At 70.2% G+C, this 20,567-nt stretch carries 13 protein-coding genes; 3 read left to right on the top strand and 10 right to left on the bottom strand.

The genetic code is table 11. The annotated features are described in order from the left end of the window. Positions 1-285: 285 nt before the first annotated feature. The gene (locus ACT3UN_RS09320; RefSeq protein ID WP_444656933.1) at positions 286-777 is read right to left on the bottom strand and encodes a helix-turn-helix domain-containing protein; all 492 of its coding nucleotides are present in this window, start codon (positions 775-777) and stop codon (positions 286-288) included. 360 nt (positions 778-1,137) lie between these two features. Between ACT3UN_RS09320 and ACT3UN_RS09315 the strand changes: the two genes are divergently transcribed. Further along, the gene (locus ACT3UN_RS09315) at positions 1,138-1,509 is read left to right on the top strand and encodes a histone-like nucleoid-structuring protein Lsr2 (RefSeq protein WP_301443484.1); all 372 of its coding nucleotides are present in this window, start codon (positions 1,138-1,140) and stop codon (positions 1,507-1,509) included. Positions 1,510-1,707: 198 nt separating this feature from the next. Next, positions 1,708-3,525 (top strand): amino acid transporter, encoded by a 1,818-nt coding sequence (locus tag ACT3UN_RS09310; RefSeq protein WP_444656932.1) that lies wholly within the window; start codon positions 1,708-1,710, stop codon positions 3,523-3,525. Positions 3,526-3,529: 4 nt separating this feature from the next. On the opposite strand, the gene ACT3UN_RS09305 is transcribed toward ACT3UN_RS09310, so the two are convergent. Genes ACT3UN_RS09305 through ACT3UN_RS09295 form a run of 3 tightly spaced genes read right to left on the bottom strand, consistent with a single transcriptional unit; the run spans position 3,530 to position 6,311 of the window. Then, complete coding sequence (locus tag ACT3UN_RS09305; protein ID WP_301442986.1) at positions 3,530-4,330, bottom strand: anti-sigma factor; 801 nt, start codon at positions 4,328-4,330, stop codon at positions 3,530-3,532. Between the two features lies 1 nt (position 4,331). Further along, entirely contained in the window at positions 4,332-4,931 is a 600-nt protein-coding gene (locus tag ACT3UN_RS09300) for a sigma-70 family RNA polymerase sigma factor (RefSeq protein ID WP_301442985.1), read from the bottom strand. A gap of 21 nt (positions 4,932-4,952) precedes the next feature. Then, positions 4,953-6,311, bottom strand: a complete 1,359-nt coding sequence (locus ACT3UN_RS09295; protein WP_444656931.1) for a hypothetical protein — start codon at positions 6,309-6,311, stop codon at positions 4,953-4,955. A gap of 243 nt (positions 6,312-6,554) precedes the next feature. On the opposite strand from ACT3UN_RS09295, the gene ACT3UN_RS09290 reads away from it, so the two are divergent. Beyond that, positions 6,555-7,985: a hypothetical protein gene (locus ACT3UN_RS09290; protein ID WP_444656930.1), complete on the top strand. Its 1,431-nt coding sequence runs from the start codon at positions 6,555-6,557 to the stop codon at positions 7,983-7,985. Between the two features lie 4 nt (positions 7,986-7,989). On the opposite strand, the gene ACT3UN_RS09285 is transcribed toward ACT3UN_RS09290, so the two are convergent. From ACT3UN_RS09285 to ACT3UN_RS09260, 6 genes are read right to left on the bottom strand one after another with little or no spacing between them, the layout of a single operon-like run. Beyond that, positions 7,990-9,051, bottom strand: a complete 1,062-nt coding sequence (locus ACT3UN_RS09285) for a TRAFAC clade GTPase domain-containing protein (protein WP_444656929.1) — start codon at positions 9,049-9,051, stop codon at positions 7,990-7,992. Next, the gene (locus ACT3UN_RS09280) at positions 9,048-10,070 is read right to left on the bottom strand and encodes a hypothetical protein (RefSeq protein ID WP_301442981.1); all 1,023 of its coding nucleotides are present in this window, start codon (positions 10,068-10,070) and stop codon (positions 9,048-9,050) included. The genes ACT3UN_RS09285 and ACT3UN_RS09280 overlap by 4 nt, the downstream gene beginning before the upstream one ends. A gap of 11 nt (positions 10,071-10,081) precedes the next feature. Then, on the bottom strand, positions 10,082-11,680 hold the full coding sequence (locus ACT3UN_RS09275; protein WP_301442980.1) for a GAP1-N2 domain-containing protein: 1,599 nt from the start codon (positions 11,678-11,680) through the stop codon (positions 10,082-10,084). 1 nt (position 11,681) lies between these two features. Further along, complete coding sequence (locus ACT3UN_RS09270; protein WP_441578791.1) at positions 11,682-14,003, bottom strand: cell surface glycoprotein; 2,322 nt, start codon at positions 14,001-14,003, stop codon at positions 11,682-11,684. 10 nt (positions 14,004-14,013) lie between these two features. Next, positions 14,014-16,881: a hypothetical protein gene (locus ACT3UN_RS09265; protein WP_444656928.1), complete on the bottom strand. Its 2,868-nt coding sequence runs from the start codon at positions 16,879-16,881 to the stop codon at positions 14,014-14,016. Continuing rightward, positions 16,881-20,516 (bottom strand): tubulin-like doman-containing protein, encoded by a 3,636-nt coding sequence (locus ACT3UN_RS09260; RefSeq protein WP_444656927.1) that lies wholly within the window; start codon positions 20,514-20,516, stop codon positions 16,881-16,883. The genes ACT3UN_RS09265 and ACT3UN_RS09260 overlap by 1 nt, the downstream gene beginning before the upstream one ends. Between the last annotated feature and the right edge of the window lie 51 nt (positions 20,517-20,567).

Below are 20,567 nucleotides of genomic sequence, written 5' to 3'. Positions count from 1 at the left end.
GAGGTAAGTGGGCGTCGCGGGATATTGGCCGAAGGGCGATCTCGGTCGCGGGCACCGGGCGTCACTGTCGTGTCACCGGCACGACACCCCGGGGCGTATCTCATGTCAGTGCAGGTCCGACGCGGGAATATTGCCGCTGAGTCATCATTGGAATGTGGCGTGCGGAAGCCGGCGACAGACGCGGTTATTCGCCGAAATGGCCGACGCGGGAGATGCTGCCTCCGTCTGTCGCGGGCCCGTTATTCTTAGCCCGGGATATTAACTTTAGTTGTACGAATAGTCGGATTATGTCTCGAGGTTCGGAATGTCGAGATGTCCCCAAATCCGGCCGATCGTGGAGACCGACAGCCCGGTACGGCGGGAGAGCTCCCGCCGGGTCCAGTCCGCCGTTCCCGTCCGGCCGTGGTGGCGCCCGGGGTGGTGTGCCTTGAGTACCGCGCGGATCTCCTCGATGGTCATCGACGGGCGACGCCCCGGACGGGGTTCGTCGGCCAGTCCGTCGAGCCGGCGCTCGACGAACCTGCTGCGCCACTTGCCCACGGTCGGTCGGGAGACGCCGAGATGCTCTGCGACACGGGTGTTCGGCGCCCCTGTCGCGCACGCGAGGATGATCCGGGAGCGCAGGGCGAGCTGCCCACCGTCCCCGTTCGGCGACGGTGTGTCCGGCGTGCCTTTCGCCCACTCGGTCAACGTCGCCCGTTCCTCGGGGGACAGCGTCAGCGCCGTCTTCGGGCGCCCTGGCGGGCGGGAGTTCCGGAGGCCGTGATCGTCGGTCATGTCGCTAGCCTAGCGAGATAGGTACTTTCCGTGCCACTTTTTGAGTTTTCCGGAACGGAACGAGGGAATGGAGGTAATGATCCTCGCCAGGTGAACGATAAAGGTCGGTCCACCTCCAATCGAGGGTGGACGTCCCCCTTATCCGACCGGTCGCCCCTAGCCCCGTACAGGGGATGGCGCCGGTATCGGTGTCCGGCCTTGCGTGGCCACCCTCGAATGGAAAGTCAACGAGAGAAAAAGAATGCTTTGCGCAAGAAATAGTGTGACGTTTGGGGGCACCGTCACGGGGGCGTTCGGAACCGCCACCGGACCGCCACCGAGCCTCCGGGGAAAAGGGGGGTCGATGGTAGACTGACCGGAATGGGACGACGAACAGTGATCACCTACGTAGACGACATCGACCGTGAGGAACTGGCCCCCGACGAGGTCCGCAGCGTGAAGTTCGGCTTCCGTGGCGACGACTACGTCATGGACCTCTCCGAGCTCAACGCCGAGATCTTCGCCGAGGAGCTCGAGCCCTACCTCAAGGTGGCGCGCAAGGTCCGTGCCTCCACCGGGCCGCGCCAGGCGAAGGGCACCCTGTCGGCCAACGCGGCGCGCGTGCAGCGCTCCAAGCGCAACCAGCGCATCCGCGACTGGGCCAACGACAACGGTTTCGTGGTGTCCTCCCGGGGAAAGCTCTCCGACGAGGTCATCAACGCCTACGAGGTCGCGAACCCGCAGGACATCTGACACAGGACATCTGACCTGCTAATACCCCTTGTCGCCGGGGGTGCACGGGCGTAGCTTCTTGCTATACGTAGAGCGCAGGGCCATCCACCGGTCCGCCGGGACGCCTTCACCGCACAGGTGCCGCGTCCCCTCCGAACCGCCGGCCACGACACCGGTCACAGTACGGGGCACGACGCCCGCCACCCGTGGTGGAAGGTCATGTGCCTGTCCGGCGTCGACTACTTCTCCACCCTCGGTTACCAGCCGGGCATCGCCGTCGCCGCGGCCGGTGCCCTGGCCCCCGTGGCCACCCTGGTCCTGGTGGCGGTGACGCTGCTGGGGGCGGTTCCGGTCTACCGGCGTATCGCCGCCGAGTCGCCGGACGGTCTGGGCTCGGTCGGCATGCTCGCCGCCATGGTCCGCGGCTGGCGCGGGAAACTCCTGGTCCTCGTGCTGCTCGGCTTCGCCGCCTGCGACTTCATGATCACGGTCACGCTGTCCGCCTCGGACGCGGCGGCCCACCTGCTCAGCTCCTCGACCAGCCCCTTCCTCCTGCCCGTTACCCTCGTACTCGTCGGCCTGCTCGCCGCGGTGTTCCTCAAGGGTTTCACCGAGGCCGTGCGGGTCTCCGTGGTGCTGGTGGGTGTCTACCTGGCACTGACCACCGCGGTGGTCGTCGCCGGACTGTGGCGCATCCTCACCGAACCGGGCCACGTGGCCGACTGGACGGCCGCACTGTCCAGCCAGCATTCGAGCGTGTGGGCCATGGCCGCCGTGGCGGTGCTGGTCTTCCCGAAGCTGGCGCTCGGACTGTCGGGGTTCGAGACCGGGGTGTCGGTGATGCCGCTGATCCGCCCGGGCCCCGGAACGGATCCTGGAACCGAGATCACCGCTACCGCGGCACGTGACTCCCGCATCCGCGGGGGACGCCGCCTCGTGCTGGTCAGCGCGCTGGTGATGAGCGCCTTCCTCGTGGCGTCCTCCCTGTGTGTGACGATGCTGGTTCCCGCCGGGCAGCTGGCGTCCGGCGGTGAGGCCAACGGCCGCGCCCTGGCGTGGCTGGCGCACGAGCAGTTCGGGCCCGTCGTCGGCAACCTCTACGACGCCTCCACCATCGCGGTGCTGTGGTTCGCCGGTGCCTCGGCGATGGCCGGGATGCTCGCGCTGATCCCGCGCTACCTGCCCGCCTACGGCATGGCACCGTCGTGGGCGCGACGCTCGCGTCCGATGGTGGTGGTGCTGACCGGCGTGGCGGTGCTGCTCGTGCTTCTCTTCCGCGCCGACGTGGACGCCCAGTCCGGCGCCTACGCCACCGGTGTGCTGGTCCTGCTGTTCTCCGGGGCGTCGGCGGTGACGCTGCACACGAGACACCGTGGCACACGTCGGGCGACCATCCTGTTCGCCCTGGTCACGCTGGTGCTGGGCTACACCCTGGTGGCGAACGTGATTGAACGTCCCGAAGGGCTGCGGGTGGCGGCGTGGTTCATCGTGGGCATCATCGTGGTCTCGGCGGTGTCACGCACACGCCGCTCGCTGGAGCTGCGCGGCACCGAGATCCGGTACGACGCCGCGGCGCAGCACATCCTGCAGGCCGCTGCCGCCGGCACCGGGGAGCTGCACCTCGTCGCCACCTGCGCGCAGGACGTGGCGGGGGACGTGGCGGCGCGGGAGCGCGGCGTGCGCCGCGCCAACCACCTGCCGGCCGATCGGGCCTTGGTGCTCCTCGAGGTCAGCGTGACCGACGCCAGCGACTTCACCTCCGTGCTCGAGATCACCGGCCGGGCCGTCGACGGGGTGCCGGTACTGAACGTCACGGCCACGACGATGCCCAACGCCGTCGCCGCGGTCGCCCTGGACGCCCGGGAGCACGTCGGTGTGGTGCCCGACCTCTACTTCGAGTGGGGGACGGGGACGCCGGTGCACGAGATGCTGCGCTTCCTCACCGTCGGCCGTGGCCACAACGCCGCGGTCACACGCGCGGTGCTGCGCCGGGTGGAACCCGACGAGGCCCGCCGCCCGCGCGTGCACGTGGGCTGACGGCTCAGCCGTTCCCGTCTGTGCCGCCGAGCGCGAGCACGACCACCGGGTCGCTCGTCGGAGCCGGTGAACCACCGGCCGGTTCCTCGGTGACGGCCATCGCGGCGGCCCCGGTCCCGTCCGCCCCGCCGTCGCCGCCGACGCTGATGACCCCGTCGGAACCGTCGAACAGGCCCGCCGAGGTCGGCTCGCCGGCGTCGTCGAGGGCCCACAACTGGTAGACGCGGTCGTCGGCGACCCCGGGCAGGTCGCGGGCGATGACGGTCATCTCCCCACCGGCGGCGACGACCGCCACGGACCCCTCTTCACCGTCACCGACACGTTCCGAGGTCACCGACGCGCCAGGGGAGGTGAGCATCCGGGTGATCTCCCGGGTGGTGTCCTCGGCCTGCACCGAGGTGTTGTGCTGGGAGATCGCCACCGTCAGCGACGGCACGGCGACGGCGAGGGAGACCGCGGCGACCGCCGTCATCACCCAGGCTGTCCTGCGGGAGCGGCGGTAACCGTCCAACCGGGTGACCGGTGTGACCGGGGCCGCCGGCGCATCAGGACCACCGGCACCGTCCGCGGCGAGGCGGCGCATGACCGCCTCCTTCACCTCCGGCGGCGGGGCGGTCTCGTGCACCGCCGCCAGCTGCGCGGCGACCTCCCGGTAGCGGCGCAGCGCGGCCGCGGCGTCCGGGTCGGACGCCGCCAGCGCCTCGGCCTCCCGCACGTCCTGCGCGGAGTCCAGGGCGTCGAGCGCCAGCCCGACGAGAAGTTCATCGGTTCGGTCACGGTCAACATCACGGTCCGGTCCGGTCATCTCAACTCATCTCCAAACAGGTGCGCATGCGCGACAGGGCCGAGCGGATACGGCTCTTCACCGTGGCCAACGGCGCGGTGAGGTGGCTCGCCACCTCGGAGTAGGTCCGCCCACCGAAGTAGGCGGCGACCAGGGACTCGTTCTCCAGGTCCGTGAGCTCGCCCAGGCAGTGACGCACCCGGTCGGACTCCTCGCGCCGGAGCAGGTCGGTGTCCACCCCGCCCGAGCCGCCGGCGGCGTCCGGCACGTCGACGTCCCGGAACTCGTGGTGGGTACGGTGCTCGCGGACCCGGCGGGAGGACTCCGAACGCACCCCGTCGACGGCACGACGGTGCGCGATCATCGCCGCCCAGGCGTACACGGTGCCACGGGCGGGGTCGTAGGACGACGACCTCGTCCACAACTCCAGCATCACCTCCTGGGTCGTCTCGGCGGCGATGCCCTCGTTGCGCAGGACGCGACGGCAGATGCCGTGGACCACGGGGGACACCTCGTCGTAGAGCAGACCGAAGGACCCCCGGTCGCCGGCGGCGGCACGCTCGACCAGTGCGGTCAGCTGCGTCTGGTCTCGTCGCCCGGGGTCGGGGGTCTGCTGGGTCATGAGGTCGATCATAGGGATGGTTCAGTCGACGAGAGCGTCCTTGAGCGACTGGATCGTCCCGGCCACGGTGGAGATGTGTCCGGCCAGGCCCTCGGCCAGCTCATCGGCGTCGAGCTCGCCGTCGGTGATCCCGGCGAAGAACTCGCCGGCCTGCGGACGGTAGCCGTCGAGGTTCTCCAGCGCCTCGTCCGCTGCGGCGGTGTCGTCGGTGGCCAGGGCGTTGGCGTAGTCCACGAAGTAGCCGATGTGCTCGCGCCACAGCGCCAGGAACTCCTCGCCCTTCTCCTCCCCGGCGACGGAGCCGACCGCCTCCGACAGGGCCATGGAGTTGTGGTCCAGGGTGTCGGCGGCCGCGGCGAACGCCTCGGAGTCGGTGCCGCCCTCCGTGGTGTAGGCGGTGAACACGGCTACCCCGGCGAGGTACACGTGCTCCTGCAGCCCGGTGGCCAGGGTGACGCGCAGGGTCGCGGCATCGTCGGTGGCATCTCCCTCGATGTCGTTGCCCTCGGCGAGTCCCGAGGCGAGCGTGGCGATGAAGTCGCCACCGTGGGACGCCGCGGCGTGCAGGTCCCCGTAGGCGGCGGTGTCGCCGGCGGCGAGGGCGTCGATGGCCTGTGAGAGACTGTCGACGTGGTGCTGCAGGCCCTCGGTGGCCTCACCGGCGTCGATGACCCCCTGCGACAGTCCGGAGAACGCCTCGCCGGCATCCACCGTGTACTGCGTCAGGTCGTCCTGGGCGGCGGCCTTCGCCGCCTCGTCGCCCTCCTTGGCGGCGGTGGCGTAGTCCACGAAGTAGCCGATGTGGTCACGCCAGAGCTCCAGCACGGCGTCGCGCTTGTCCGGGTCGATCGTGGCGACCATGTCGGCCAACGCCACGGCGTTGGCGTCCAGGGCGTCGGACGCGGCGGCGAAGGCGTCGGAGTCCGCTCCCTCGGTGTAGGCGGTGGCCACGGCCATGCCCGCGAGGTAGACGTGTTCCTGCAGGTTGGACGCCAGGTCGGCGTGCAGGGTGGCGGCGTCGGAGTCCGGGTCACCGTCGATGCCGGCGGAGGCGACGATGCCGTCGGCGAGGGTCTGGCCGGTCATCGGCATGTGGGACGCCGCGGTCATCGCGTCGGCGAAGGGGTCGCCGGTGCTCACCGGGGTGATGTCCCCGCCGGAGCCGTGGCCGGAATGCTCGTCCATGGTGGAGTCGGTCATGTCATCCATGTCGGAGGTGCTGGAGGTGCTGGAACTTCCTGAGGTCATTGAGCCGGTCGACCCGTCGGAGCCGTCCGAGTCGTCCGAACAGGCGGCGAGGGCCAGGATCAGGGCGGCGGCGGAGCCGACGGCGACCGTCTTGGCGGTGTACTTGGTGGACTTGGTGGACTTGGTGGACATGGTGGGCACTCCTCGGTGTGTGGGCCTGACATGAGGCCCGGGGATGGTGTCACCCCTGAGTTCGGAGCCGCACGCGCCGCGGATTGGTCGGGTGGGGAAAAAGTTTCGGGAAAGTTCCCCGGCCGCCGTCAACCGGGGTGTTGCGCGACCCGTCCACCGGGTATTCCTTAGAATGATGGGCGACGACACAGTTTTTGCAGTCTTCGCCCTTCATCTTTTTCTTCGTCACCACAGGAGCCCACCATGGTCGCAGCACCGCTGGACACGTTGACCGTCATGCAGGACCTCGACCAGCTCCGGGACCTGGCCGACGAGAACTGGGACGCGCTGTCCTCCGCCGGCCAGGCGGAGGCCTTCCTGGCCCAGACCGCGGAACTGGACACGGTGTCGCTGCGCATCGGTGAGCTCTCCGTCGACGACCCGCGGCTGCGCAGCGTGCGCGACCTGGCCTTCGCCCGCTGCGTCGCCGCGCAGGCGTGCCAGCTCGGCGACGAGCTCGAGGCCGCGGCGTCCCTGCTCGCCGCCCTGTCACTGTCAGCGGGCGACCCGGTGATGCTCGCCACCGCCCGGCTGCACCTCGCCGAGTCCGCCCTGCTCCAGGGCAGGAGGGAGGACGCGGAGAACCTGGCGCTCAGCGTGCGCATGGCCGAGGGCGAGATCGACGCCACACCGGTGGCCGGAGACCTGCTGGAACGCATCCGCCGGCCCGAACCTGAGCCGGAGCCGGAGCCGGAGCCCGAGGTCGTGCTGCCGCAGACCGTCACGGCGTCGGTGACCTGGGACGACCGCGTCCGCGAGCTCGCCGCCGAGCCGTTCACCGAGGACAACGACGCCCGGTGGGACGAACTGCTCGGTGAATGCCGGTACAGCCTGGAGACCGCCGACAGCACCGGCGACCTGTCCGCCCTGCGGCACCGGCTGGGGGAGCTGATGGACGTCATCGCCGGGTCACCGTCGCTGGAGTCCCCGCACCTGCGGCCCGAGGTGATCACCCGCGCCGTGGGCGTGCACCGCCTGCAGCAGGCGGTCATGGAGGCCCTCGGAGACTCCATCCGTGTACGCCAGGACCGCAACAGGTTCTTCGAGACCGTGCTGTCGCGGGTGAACCGCGAGCTCCCGTCCTCGGTGCCGCTGGACGACAGGATCCTCGTCACCCGCCTGCACCTCAACCTGTCCGCCGAGGTCACCGGGCACGACCCGGAGGCACGCAGCGGGTACGCCTCGCAGCTCGCGGAGCTCTACCAGCGCAAGAACGACCACAACGGCGAGATCATGGCCTTCCTGGAGAAGGGCGCGTGCCTGGAGAAGCTGGGTCGGCTGGCCGACATGTACGACGTCTACGAGCAGTCGCTGAACCTGTCGCGACGCTACGGGCTGACCAGCGGGGTCATCTGGTCCACGATCCGCCTGTCCTACGCGCACTTCCTGGCCAAGGATCCCCGCACCGCCACCCAGCTGCTGCTGGACATGGACGAGCGGCTCACCGAGGACGAGGTCAGCGGGGTCGACGAGCGCGAGGCCTACGCCGAGGCGAAGGTCGCGCTGGCCAACCTCTTCGCCCACGCCGGTGCGCAGGACGGCTCCCAGCGTTTCTACGGTGAGGCCGCCGACATCTTCGACTCGATCGGCAACGACGGCCGCGCGTGGGAGTGCCGGCAGAAGTCCCTGCAGTGACCGGCTAGCCGGTGAACACGCCGTGCGGGGCGAGCACGGAGAGCACCGGGTCCAGCACCCGGTAGGGGGCGATGCCGCGGCGGTTCAGCTTCTCGCCGTTCGGTGACTCGCCGAGCGCGGAGACCGCGCAGTACTGCCACAGGTCCGGGCGCACGTGTCCGGCGGCCTGCGGGGCGGCGTCGTACGTCCAGCCGTAGTCCTGTCCGATGAGGTTGACCAGCTTGTCCGCCGACATGTAGCGCAGCAGGCTCTCGATCTCCAGGTGGAGCAGCCGTTGGTCGTTGACGTCGTGGTCCCAGCCGGTGTCGCGGCGGAAGGCCGCACCGTGGTTGCCCATGATGCGCGCCCATTCATTGTCGCCGGTGCGGGCGAGCTGCTGGAGCGTGTCGAACTTCGAGATCGTGACCGCCAGTTTCGGGCGGCTGCCGTCCAGCAGGCGGATGAGGTTGCGCAGCACCTCCTCCGGGTCGCCGCCGGTGAGGTTCTGCGGCGGGATGATGCCCTGCAGGTAGGTGCGGATCGCCGGGACGCGCAGCGGGTCGAACAGGAAGATGATCAGGTCGGCGTGGCGGAAGAACGACAGTTCCGACGGGTCGGACGGCAGGTTCTCCAGGTCCTCGCCGGCGACGTCGCGGAATACCAGGTAGTGGGGACGCAGCGTGCCCTGGGCATCCGTCCACCGGCCGAGGGAGAAGATCAGTGGGTCGCGCTGGTACGCGTCCGAGCTGGAGGCCGGCGGGGTGGCCGGCATGTGCTTCATCTCCCGGTAGAGCGGGGTCTCGTAGTGGGTGCGGAAGCGTTCCTGGGTGGAGTCGTCCGCCGCCTCGACCACGCGGTTGTGGTGGCTGGCGATCTCCTCGAGCTGTTTGATCAGCACCGCGGTGTACAGGCTCTTGCCGGACGCCCGGGCGCCGGCCATCGCCACGCAGTGCACGTGCGCGTGGTCCCAGTCGGACGGCAGGTCCTGGTGTCCGGAGACGGAGGCGCCCGGGTGGAGGGGCTCGAAGGTGTACGGGTCGCGGGAGAGCGATCCGGCCTGGTTGGGGGCCTGGTGGGCGGATGTCACGCGGAGACCTCCTTCACGGAGTCGAGGATGGAGGCGACGACGGCGGCGCCGTGGTTGAAGGCCCCCGGGTCGCCGGCGAGCAGGCCGGCGGCGAGGCGGGCGTCGACCGGCAGCACGCCGGTGGCGGCGGTGAGGTCGGGGGAGGAGGAGAACAGCGACGCCTCCTCCACGGACCCGTCGCCGAGGACGAGGACCAGGGAGGTGGAGCGGCCTGCACCGTCTGCGACCATGCCGGTCACCGGTGTGGAGGTGAGGTGGACGGTCAGGGTTCCGGGGGCGGTCCCGGCCGGACCTGCCGCCGTTCCTGCCGCCGGGGTCCCGGGCAGGACGGACGCGCCGACGCGGGTGACGTCCGCCGCCGCGGCCTGCAGGACGAGGTCGTCGAGCTCGGGGACGGAGACCTCGCCGCGGCGTCCGGCGCCGGTGAACAGTTCCACGGTGTCGAGGGAGAAGGTGGTGGCCAGGCCACGCACCGCGGTGACCGCGGCGGTGAGGGTGTCCGGCTCGGTGGCGGCCGACAGGGTCGCCCCGGTGTCGGCGAAGACCCGCAACGCGGAGACGCCGGAGACGCCGGCCGTGGAGGTCAGGTGGGTGCGCACGGCGGAGGACACCGCCATCACCGCCCGCGGCAGGTCGGTGGACACGGAGGAGCCGTAGGCCGTGAGGTTGTAGGAGGAGCCGGTGTGGTCGATGCGGCCGAGCTTCTTCTCCGGGACCCCGCCGACGCGCACCACGGGGAACTCCACGGTGGTGCGGTCGGTGCCGGTGACGGTGAGACGCACCGCCTGGTCGATGCCGAAGTCGCCGCCGGAGGTGGGGGCGATGGTGATCGTCGCCGAGGCGGGCACGGCGGTGACGATGGCCAGGGTGTTGTTCGGGGTGGTTGCCCGGACGTCCTCGCCGGTGACGCTGATGCGCAGGTCGGACGTGCTTCCCCCCACGGGGAAGACCTGGACCTTCAGCAGGCCACCGTCGTCGACGGCGTGGGACTCGCCGTCGTTGAGTGAAATGGTGTGCATGGATGGTGTCCTTATCGTCGGGGGGTGCGGTTGAGCGGGAGGTGGTCGGGCTGGGCCTTCGCCAGTGAACGTTGCCGACCGAGGTACACGGCCTCGGCGAGCTCGCGGAGGCGGGGATTGACCAGTGAGCTCAGGTTCGGGTGTCCGGTGTCGTAGAAACCGTGTTCGGAACCGTGGTGGACGGTGTAGTCGACGGTGTCGTCCACCAGCCGGTCCCGGTCGGTGTCGTCGACGGCGCAGAGCGCGTCCTGGTTGCGGTCTCTCCCGGCTTGCCGCAGCGCAGGGAAGTACCCGTAGGACGCCAGCGCCAGCATGCGCACCCGCGTGGTCCAGCCGAGTTCCGTGGCCGGGTCGAGCAACAGGTACTGGGGGACGGGCTGGGTGAACCCGTGGCGTGCCTCGGTCTGGGTGAACACGTTGTTCCACTCCGAGAGCGGTGCACCCAGGATGAAGTCGGTGTCGATGTCGGAGGTGAAGACGATGGCCGGCAACGTGCCCTCGGGTGTGGACCGTGCCGGTGCTGGTGCCGGTGCCGCCGGGGCAGGCCGGGGCTGTGTCGGCAGTGTCGGCTGTGCGGGTTCGGCCGTGGCACCGGTGTCGAAGGGGTTCGCGGTGTGCGACGTGGCCTCCGGTTCCCCCGGTGTCTGTGGCGCGGTCACCGGTGCCCAGGTCGTCCCGCCCCAGCCGGACATGACGGACGTGGCCGCCAGGCTGGACGTGCTGGGCGCTGCGGGCGCCGGGGCGTCCGGCACGACGGGGAGCACCGCTGCGGTGTCCACGACGAGGACGCCCGGGGCGTCCTGCATCTTCTCGGCCTCGGCGGACGGCACCACGGCGAAGGACACTCCGGCGGCGAGGGTCTCGGTGACCGTGGCGGCCTTCTCGTAGGTCGACCAGGTGAAGGAACGGTCCGCCGGCAGCGTCGGCGGGAGCTGGTCGGCCAGGGCGGTGATCCACAGGGGCCCTTCCGCGACGTCGGTGAGCAGCACCACCGGTGTGCCGTCGGTGACCCGGGCGGCGAGGAAGTCCAGGATCTCGCGGCGCGGAACCGGACCCGCATGTGGCCGGACCCGGCCCAGCTCCTGGGGCCAGGACAACTCGTCGGCGGTGCCGGTCCCGTCGAGGAAGCCCTCGATGACCTTGTCGGTCAGCACGGTGGTCTCGGTCATGTCGGTATTGCCGGGGGCCTCGGCGGCGTCGACCTTGCGCTTGCCGTAGGGCGCGGGGACGGACGCGGAGAACATCAGCTTCACCGCGTCGCGCCGCGGCAGGTGGCCGGGGTCGCTGACGAAGACGTAGGTGAAGACGTTGCCGGGGCGTCCCGTCGCGTCCTGACCGGCGGGCACGGAGGCGAGGAACACGCCGGTGTCCGCGGACTCCACCGGCTCCCACGGGGCGGGCAGCCAGGCGAACCGGCGGATCCGCCGGGCCAGCTCCTCGCGGTCGGGGAAGGTCGGCAGCGCGACCGGGTCGGACAGGTGGGTGGGGATCAGCGGGACGACCTCGTCGACCTGGAAGGCGGCGAGCTCCCCGGTGCGGTGGCCGACGCCCCATCCGCCGGAACGCTGGTCGGACGGTGAGAACGAGGCGTAGGTGAAGGAACCGGACATGTCAGGGGTGCACCTTCCGACGCGACGGGTAGGCGAGCTTCGTGGTGACGACGGACTCCACCACGATGGCGGGGATGGTCGCGGCGTTCCACGACGTCGGGGTGGTGCCGGTGGAGGCGCCGGTGCCGGCGGCGTCGGGGTTGCCGAGGCTGCCGCCGAACGCGCCGGCGCTGAAACCGGCGCGCGGGGTCGGGCTGGCGGCCGGTGCCGGGGTGGCAGAGGAGGCAGGGGTGGTCGGGGTCTCCGGTTCGTCGACGAAGAGGCGCAGGTAGCCGCCGTCGATGGTGGTGTGGTCGATCCACCAGGTCGCGTCCTGCGACGATGCCGAGGTCACTCCCCACCCAGGGGTGGACTGCGACCCCTGTTCCGGGCCGGACAGCGATCCCGACGGCAGGGCGGACTGGTAGAGGTCCGTCGTCGGCTGCGGCTGCCCGGCGGGCCCGGCCGACGCACCGTCCTTCGCGCACGTCACCGCGGAGCCGTCGCCGATGTGCAGCGGGAGCCGGGACGGGTTGTGCACCAGGCGGAAGTGCGGGGCGTTCGCGTCCGGGTTGCCGACCGACCAGATCTGCAGCTGCGGGAAGCCGTCCGGCGAATCGGTCAGGTCGTAGGAGTACGCGCGCAGCCCCGGGTAGGTGATCTCCGTGGGGGAGTCGGCGTACTTGTCCTTGCCCGCCCAGATCGCCGCGGGGGTCAGCGTGACCTTGTCGCCGGTGTTCAGCAGGTTCAGGCGCACCCCGCCCTGGCGGCGGTAGGCGTCCTCGTCGAGACGCATCCGGTCCTGGGTGGTGCGCACGTTGATGTGCGTGGCGCCGGCCGGCCAGTCGAACGTGATGAGCTGGCCGGACACCCGCTCCACCAGCTGCGGGTCGGTGATGTTCTCCACGCGCTGCAGCACCCGGCTGTCACCGACCCACGCCCGCTGCTCCACGATGTTCACCGGGGTGATGTACACCTGGTGCCAGTCGGCCGGCCACACCAGCGTGCGGGTCACGTGCTCGCCGGGCACGGAGTTGTCGTCGGTGGTCCACTTGGTGGAGCCCAGGGCATCGTCGTCGTCGAGGTAGCCGCGGTCGACCTGGCCCAGGGGGAGCTCCGGGTCCGGGGCGGTGTCGGTGAGGAAGACCCGGACCTGACCGGTCGGCGGGGCCTCCCACTCCAGGATGATCTGGTCCTCGTTGTTGTGGTCGGGCAGGTAGCCGGCGGTGATCAGGGAGACCTTCTGGATCTCCGCACTGACCAGGATCTTCTGTTCCGGGATCGCCGGGCCGGTGTGGGTGCGCCCGCGGAAGGAGACGACCGGGGCCAGGGTGAAGTCGTAGTTCAGCCCGCGGGTGCTGACGCGGTAGCTGAAACCGGACTGTTCCACACCACTGACCAGCATGTTGCCCGGGTCGGTGAGACGTCCGGCGTAGCCCTGCCTGGCGTGGTAGACGCGCACCTCGTCGTGTCCGGGCATGGCGTCCCAGGAGCCGTTGACGGTGCCGTTGGACTCGACGAGCTTCACGTCGCGCGGCGGGTAGATCGCCACGTCCTCACCGATGAACAGGGCAGGGGCGTTGAGCAGCCCGGCGGGGCCGCCGTCCCAGGTGTAGGCCCAGACCATGTAGTGGCGCAGGCCGGTGGAGTTCGGGCGCTCGTCGCGGAAGGCGGTTCCGTGGGTGATGACCAGTTCGGTGCCGGCGCCCGGGGCGCACTCGGCCTCGTGGTCGGCGGCGATGACGCGGTAGAGGGTGGTCTCCTTCGGACGGTTCGGCAGCTTCGGCCAGGTGATCAGCACGGACTCTTTGCCGGTGACGTCCGGGTCCTGCGAGGCCTGCGGGTCCTGTGGGGCGGGGTCCTCCACCGAGTAGTTGACCTTGATCGGGCCGGGGGAGGTGTAGCCCTCCGGCGCGCTGTAGGCGAACGCCTCGTCGGAGCGCTGGAAGATCTGGGTGAAGATCGGGTCTCTCTCGAAGTCGGACTCGTCCACGGTGTTCGTGGCGGCGTCGCCGTCGAGGAGCAGCTTCATCTGGTCGGCGAGGGACATGGGCGCCTTCGGTTCCTTCTTCTGGTTCTTCGAGGACGGGGCGGGGGACGTCGCAGGCTCGGGTTCGGGGGTGGGCTCAGGTGCGGGCACTGGGGCCGGTTCGGGGGCTCGCTCTGGGGCTGGATCTGGGGTGCGGCCCTCGAAAAGACCGCGGACGTCGGACGCCAGGGCGTCCTTCGCCTGGTCGTCCAATCCTGATGGCAGCAGGTCGCGGACCGCGTCCTGTGTGGGGTCGGCGAGGGTGGCGATCCGCCGGCAGACGTCGAGGGGCAGGTCGTGGATGTGGGAGGTCATGTCCTGTCCGTCACTCCCCGAACCGGGGGCCGTCGAAGGTGGGCGCCTCGAAGGACGGTGCATCGAAGGACGGTGCCTCGAAGGACGGTGCCTCGAAGGACGGTGCATCGAACGTCGGCGTCTCGAAGGGGGCGGCCTCGAACACGGGCATCTCCGTGGAGGTGACCGGCACGTCGGCGGCGGCCTCGGGCTCGCCGCCGAGGTTGGACAGGGCGGTGGTGCGTCCGAACTGCACCAGGGTGGCCGAGCGGGTCAACGTGTGGGACGCGTCGCTGCGCGTGCGGTCGAGACGGCACACGTTCGGGTCCATCGACGTGGCGCCGTCGTTCAGCGCGACGGTCGACACCACGTCCTGCAGGAAGTTGCCGGCGACCCGGTTGTCGGTGTGCAGGGTGCTGAGGAACTGCTCCTTGGTGGTGGACATCGGAGCACCGTTCTCGAAGTAGAGAACCGTGTCGATCGTCTCGGCGAGTTCGCGTCCGAAGTTCTTCGACGCCTCGGGGGAGCCGATGATCCGCGCCCAGTGCTGGCGGGTGTGGTCGCGGTCCTCCAGCTGCGGGGCGACCGACCAGGCGGTCAACCGGTCGAGCGGCGAGCCGGTGCCGGCACCGGACTGGCCGCGCAGCTGCCCCTCCGGCGGGGTGTGCTCGCCGGTGTGGTGCGACAGGCTGGCGGCCGCGTCCTCCATGAGGGAGTCCAGGGCGTTGGACGCCCACTGCGAGGGGAAGAGCTTCTCGCGGATGGAGTTGACCAGGGGGACGAGCTTCTCGTCGGGGACGGCGGCCTGCCCGATGCGGGTCGACAGCGGCAGCCCGGCCGACGGCGACGCCAGCCCCTCACCGGTGGACAGGTCACGGCCCAGCGGGCGCGAGATCGCCCGGCCCAGCACCGTCGACCAGCTCAGGAGCTGCCGGTAGGCGGCGATCTGGCGGTTGTAGTTCTCCATCGCCGCGTTCACGTTCGTGCCGGTGATCTGCACGTTCGCCCGGAACAACCGCAGGTTCTCGAGGTAGCGTTCCACCCCGCGCCGGGCACGGGCGTAGGCCACCATGTGGATGACCATCAGCACGAAGGAGCCCAGCAGGAACCAGCCCAGCGCCCAGCGCCAGTCGAAGCCGGAGAAGAAGCTGAGCTGCCACTCCGACTTGTAGTGGATGGTCGTCGAGTAGGCGAGGAACAGGATCAGCAGGAACTCGAGCCCCAGGAGGGAGAAGGTGGTCCTCGTGTAGGCCGAGTTCCTTCCGGCGGTGTCTCGGTGGTCGAGGTCGTCCAGGTTCTGCTTGTGCCGGTCGTACCTCTCCAACTGGTCGTGGACGTTGTGGCGGGACTGGTCGATCAGCCCGGTCAGGCCTTCGCCGGTCTGCCAGGCGAAGCTGCGGGACGCGGTCTGCTTCCACGCGGCGAAGTCCGCCTGGAGCTGCCGGATCTCCGGCTCGCGGGTCTGCCCGGCGACGAAGGCGATGCCCTCCTCGTAGGCGGCGGCCTTGCGCGCGTCGAAGGGACGGATGGTGGCGTCCTCCTCGGAGATGCCGAGGCGCTGGCCGAGCAGCGGGTGGAAACCGTGGAAGGAGTCGTCGACGTCCGGGACGGCCTGCCAGCCCTGGCGGACGATGGCGCGGTTGCCCCAGGCGTCCTTCGGGGACTGCAGGTTGCCCTGCTGGCGTTCGGTGCCGTCCACCAGTGTCAGCGAGATGTCCTTGTAGGAGTCCCACATCTCGGAGAGCTGGGGGACCTCGCCGACGCGCACGCCGGACTGCAGCGCCTGGCGGCGGTACCAGGCGGCGGTGGCGGACATGTCGTCCAGCGACATCGACTGGGCGGGGGACGACGCCGAGTTCGAGACCACCCGGACCGGGGAGTCCTCACCGTAGAGGAAGGTCTGGGTCCGGTTCTCCGCGGCGCGCAGCGTGGCCTGCCCGGCCTTCTGCGCCCAGCTCTTCGGACTGCCCAGACCCATGCGGAAGTAGTCGCCGAGGAAGGAGAACAACGCCTTCCACCACTTCTTGCGCACGACCTGTCCGCTGTCCTCCGGCTGCATGGGGGTGGTCAGAGACGGGCCGTGCTCGGCGAGCAGGCGTTGGGCCATGGCCTCGGGCACGCCCTCGTCCTGTCCCAGGTAGCTGGCCTGACGTCCGTCCGGGGTGACCGGCTGCGGCAGCCGGTCGCGGACGTCGGACGCCTGGCGGCGCAGCTGGTCCTCGACCGTGGAGGCGTCGATGGTGCGGTGGTACGAGCGTGCCAGACGCACGCGGTACTCGCCGCCGGTGGAGATCGGCGCGCCGTTGTCCTCGGTCAGCGCGCAGCCGGTGGCGCTGGACCACAGGCCGGTCAGACCGCACAGCGTGGGTGCGGCGACACGGGCGATGTCCGTGGGGTCACCGGCCCTGAGCACCGGCTCCAGTGGGGTGTGCGGGGCCTCGGAGTCCTCCGGGGTGATGGCCACGGTGGTCGGCCACGACTGGTGGCTGGTGGGGCTCCAGTTGCCGCGCGGCACGCGGGGCAAAAGGACCCGCACGCGGCCCGGTGCCGTCGACAGGCGCGACTCGACCGCGTTGGTCCACCGGTCGACGGCACCCATGTCGAGTCCGGCGCTGGTGGTCGTGGTGTCCGTGGCGCTCTCCACGTCGAGTGCGAGGAAGAGGATGGTCCCGGAGATCGTGCGCAACGCCTGGTCGAGGGGCAGGATGCGTTGGCCGCTCCCGCTGACAACGCGTACGGAGGGCGTGGCCGCCGCCGAGTCCGGCAGCCGGGGGTCCACCCAGTAGAACGGCTTGACCATGCCGAGCGAAGACAGGTCGGTCAGGTTGCGGCGCACCTGGTCGGCCACGGTGCCGTGGCCGAAGAAGATGACGGTCGGTGTGGTGTCGGTGGCGCTCATCAGAACAGGTCACCCCCGAAACCGGTGAAGGTCGGGCCGGACGTCGGGGCGGGCTGGCCGGCCGGCGGGCCGCCGGGTAGACCACCGGGCATCCCGGCCGGCGCCGCGGGCGCCTCGGCGCGCTGCTTCGCCTCGTCGAGCCTGGTCCGCAGTTTCGCGGTCATCTCGACCACGTCCGGGGCGAGGTCGTGGAACAGCGGCATGTTCGAGGCGTAGGAACGCTCTCGCACCGTGGCCCACGGCTTCTCCTGGGTCTGCGCACCGGGCAGGCCGGAGCCCTGACCGGGGATGAAGGCGTCGGCGTTGGTGGCGTAGGACGTGAGGTAGCGGGTCACGATGCCGTGGCGCTCCTCGACGTCGGCGCCCTGCGGCGCCTGGTCGGGACGCTCGCCGGAACCCAGGAAGGTGCTCAGACGCTCCACGACCGGGTGGATGATGTTCGTGCCGTCCGGTGTGGGGCCCTCGGTGGCGTTGTCGTACAGGCCGCGCAGCAGCTGGTAGGGGCGCAGCGACCAGGCAGGCTGGCCCTTGTCGTTGCGGGTCTGGATGTTGGCGTAGGCCAGCAGGACCGACTCGATCACGGCCGGCATCCAGTCGATCTTGTGGCGCATCTCCTTCGGCGGGGTGAGCAGCGGGTGCGGGAAGGGCACCCACTCGGAGCGGGCGTCGTCGTACACGTGCGCACGTGCGGTCGGCAGGCCGTCGTCCTGGATGTAGATCCGGCCGGTCGCGGTGCCCACGATCCAGCCGGCGACCATCGCCTTGCGCTCGTCGTCGGACAGCGGGACGGAGCCGGCGATCGTGCGGCTGCGGCGGTCCTTCCAGAAACCGGCGTTGTTGCGTCCGGTGCCCCATTCCTTGGCCACATGCGGGAACAGCGAGCTGTAGACCACCGGCGAGTAGTTCGGGTACGAGCCGAAGACGTCGATGTGGCGGATCTTCGTGTCCGTCGACAGTGCCCCGGTCAGCACGCTCTCGGTGGAGGGGTCCAGGTTGGTGGTCTCGTTGAGCACGGAGACCAGCTGGTCGGTGGCGGAGTTCGCCTTCAGCGGGATCTCGGAGAAGGTGTAGCGGTAGCTCTCGTCGGTGCCGTGCACCTGGCTGACCATCGTGGAGTCCACGGCGGCCAGGGGGCGGGCCTGCGCCAGCGCGGTGCTGAAAGCCTCGCGCAGGCGGGCGATGCGGCGGGCGAAGGTGGCGTCGTTCGTGGCCTCGTCCTGCGTCATGTAGCTGCGCAGGTCGGTGCCGATGAACTTCGAGAAGTGGTAGTCGGGACGCTGGATCCACAGCCGGGACCGCTCGAGCAGCTGGGCGGGGCGGATCCGCGCGGTGAACGAACCGTGGCGCGACTCGCGCTCCTCGTGACCGGATGGGGAGGAGACCAGGTGGCGGCTGACCCAGCCGGCACGGTTGCCGCCGGGACGTGCCGCGGCGGAGAGGGTGTTGTTCGGCGCCTTCTCCGAACCGTTGGTCTCCCACGTGCCCAGAACGACCGACTGGGAGGCGAGCTGTGTGGCGGCGGCCGCGTCGAAGACGGACGGCTCGGCGACACGCACGTCCTGCAGGACGTGGGCCTCGAAGTCGGAGGGGAAGCTGTCGACGTCGCTGATGAGGATCTCGTTGGCGGAGCCACGGAAGCGGTCGTTGATCATCTCGTCGCGGTTGCGGGGCCAGGCGACCGGGTCGTTGGTGGCCACGTCGGCGAGGTTGACGTTGACCTTCTTCTGCTTGTCGGCGTACTCGAGGTCGGCGTGGGCGTCGGTGAGTTCGCGGGTCAGCCGGCTCAGCGCGTTGTTGAGGAAGTCCTCCAGGACCGGTGCGAGGTATGCGGCCACGCGGATGCCGAAGTACTCGGTGAACTGGCCACGGTACTTCGTGGCGATGTTGTCGAGGATCTGGCCGGAACCGGTGACGGCCCCGTTGCCGGTGAGCGGCTGCAGCAGCTGGTCGATCGGCGGGGTGACCACCGCGGGGCTCCTGCCCCGGGTGGCGGCCACGTAGTTCTCCATGGGGTTGATGAGGCGCTGGCGGATGTCGTCGGCGAGCTTGTCGAGCACCTTCTCCACGAAGGGCAGGCCCACCGAGGCGAGCTCCTCCTCGGCCATCTGGATCATCACGTCGCAGAACCGGTCGGCGAACTCGTGCACGGACGCGTACGCCGCGGTGTCCAGCTGATCGTGGACGCCCGCCGGCACGCCCGGGTCGGTGAGACGGCTGCGCACCAGCGAGCCCCATTCGGCGGCCTTCATTCCGTCGGACGCGGGCAGACGCTGGCGCAGCCACACCTTGGACTGCTCGGCTGCGGTCTCGGCGAACTGTCCGAAGAGGTGCCCGATCCAGCCGGCGATGAACTGCTGGTTGGGCTGGGACTGCAGGACCGCCTTGTTGACCCAGACCCGGTCGAGGATTCGCGGGTAACGCTCGTTGAGCCGCTTCTGGAGCTGCTCCTCACCGGTGTCCGAGCTCAGCGGGTCCATGTGGCCGCGCAGGATCCGGTCGAAGGAGGTGCGGGCCAGGCGCTGGGCGGAGTACTCCGCGTAGCGGTCGCGGCCCATGCTGAGCTGGGCGTACCCCATGGAACCCCAGGGCATGGCGCTCCACGGCACGCGGTCGGCGTTGGCCCAGCCCAGGATGTTGCGGTCTGGCTGGTTGGCCGGCGGGTTGCCCAGGGAGTACTGCACGAAGCTGTCCGCGGACTTCTCCGAGGACATCAGTGCTGCCAGCGAGCGGCCGAGGCCACGGAAGATGGTGTTCGGGTCGCCGTCGCCGAAGCGGGCACCGGTGGCGCCCATGCGACCGCCGATGGGGAACAGGCGGGCGAAGGTGTTGCGCGAGGCGCCGGCCTCCACGCCGAGCGCCTTGAACAGGTCCACGTCCGCCTTGGTGGAGGACCCGGTCTGGGTGGCCACGGCCTCACCGAACATGGCCAGGGCGTTCGGCCAGGCGCCGACCATGGCGTCCGACGGGAGGTTCTCGAAGACCTCCGGGGTGTACATGAACACACCGGTGTGCTCCGGCTTGGCGTTCGGCAGGGTCGACAGGATCCGGCAGACGTCCAGGAACATCGAGGCACCGGCACCGCCGGCCATGGAGGAGACCACGAGGATCACCGGGGAGGCGTCCGCGGCACTGCTCTGGTGGCCGGTGATGCGGTGGTTCAGGTCGTTGAGTTCGGCGATGGTCGACGCCTCCTCGAGGACGTCCATCGCGGACTTGAGTTCCTCGCGCATCTTCGCGATCGACTGCAGGGTGAGCATGCGGCCGACCGCGCGGAACTGGCCGGCACCGTCGGAGACCGGGGTGGTGTTCGTCTCCGGTGCGCGCGGTGCCCAGGTGGCGATGTCGCCCAGGGCGCCGCGGCGGCCCAGGTACTGGGAGAGCCCCGAGTCGAAGGTGCGGTACTGCTGCTTGGAGCCGATGCCGACGTAGCGCCCACCGTTCTCGGGGACGTTGCCGAGCCCGCCCGGCCCCTTCTCCGGGTCGATCGGCACGTCGATGCTGACGAACTGCCATGCCTTCGGCAGCGAGGTCAGCGTGGGGTCGAACGACCGCAGGTGCGCCTTGAGCTGGTCGATCATGTACGCCTGGGTCTTGGCTCCGGAGCCACCGCAGCCGACGACGAGGAACTTCTTCACACTGTCTCCTTAGGGGTGATACTTGGGTCTTGCAGGGGTGTGCCGGGTGCG

This window comes from Corynebacterium sp. AOP12-C2-36 (assembly GCF_052379185.1).
Lineage (GTDB): Bacteria > Actinomycetota > Actinomycetes > Mycobacteriales > Mycobacteriaceae > Corynebacterium.
Note: the sequence above shows the minus strand (reverse complement) of the source record. Positions and strands in the feature narration are given on the sequence as shown.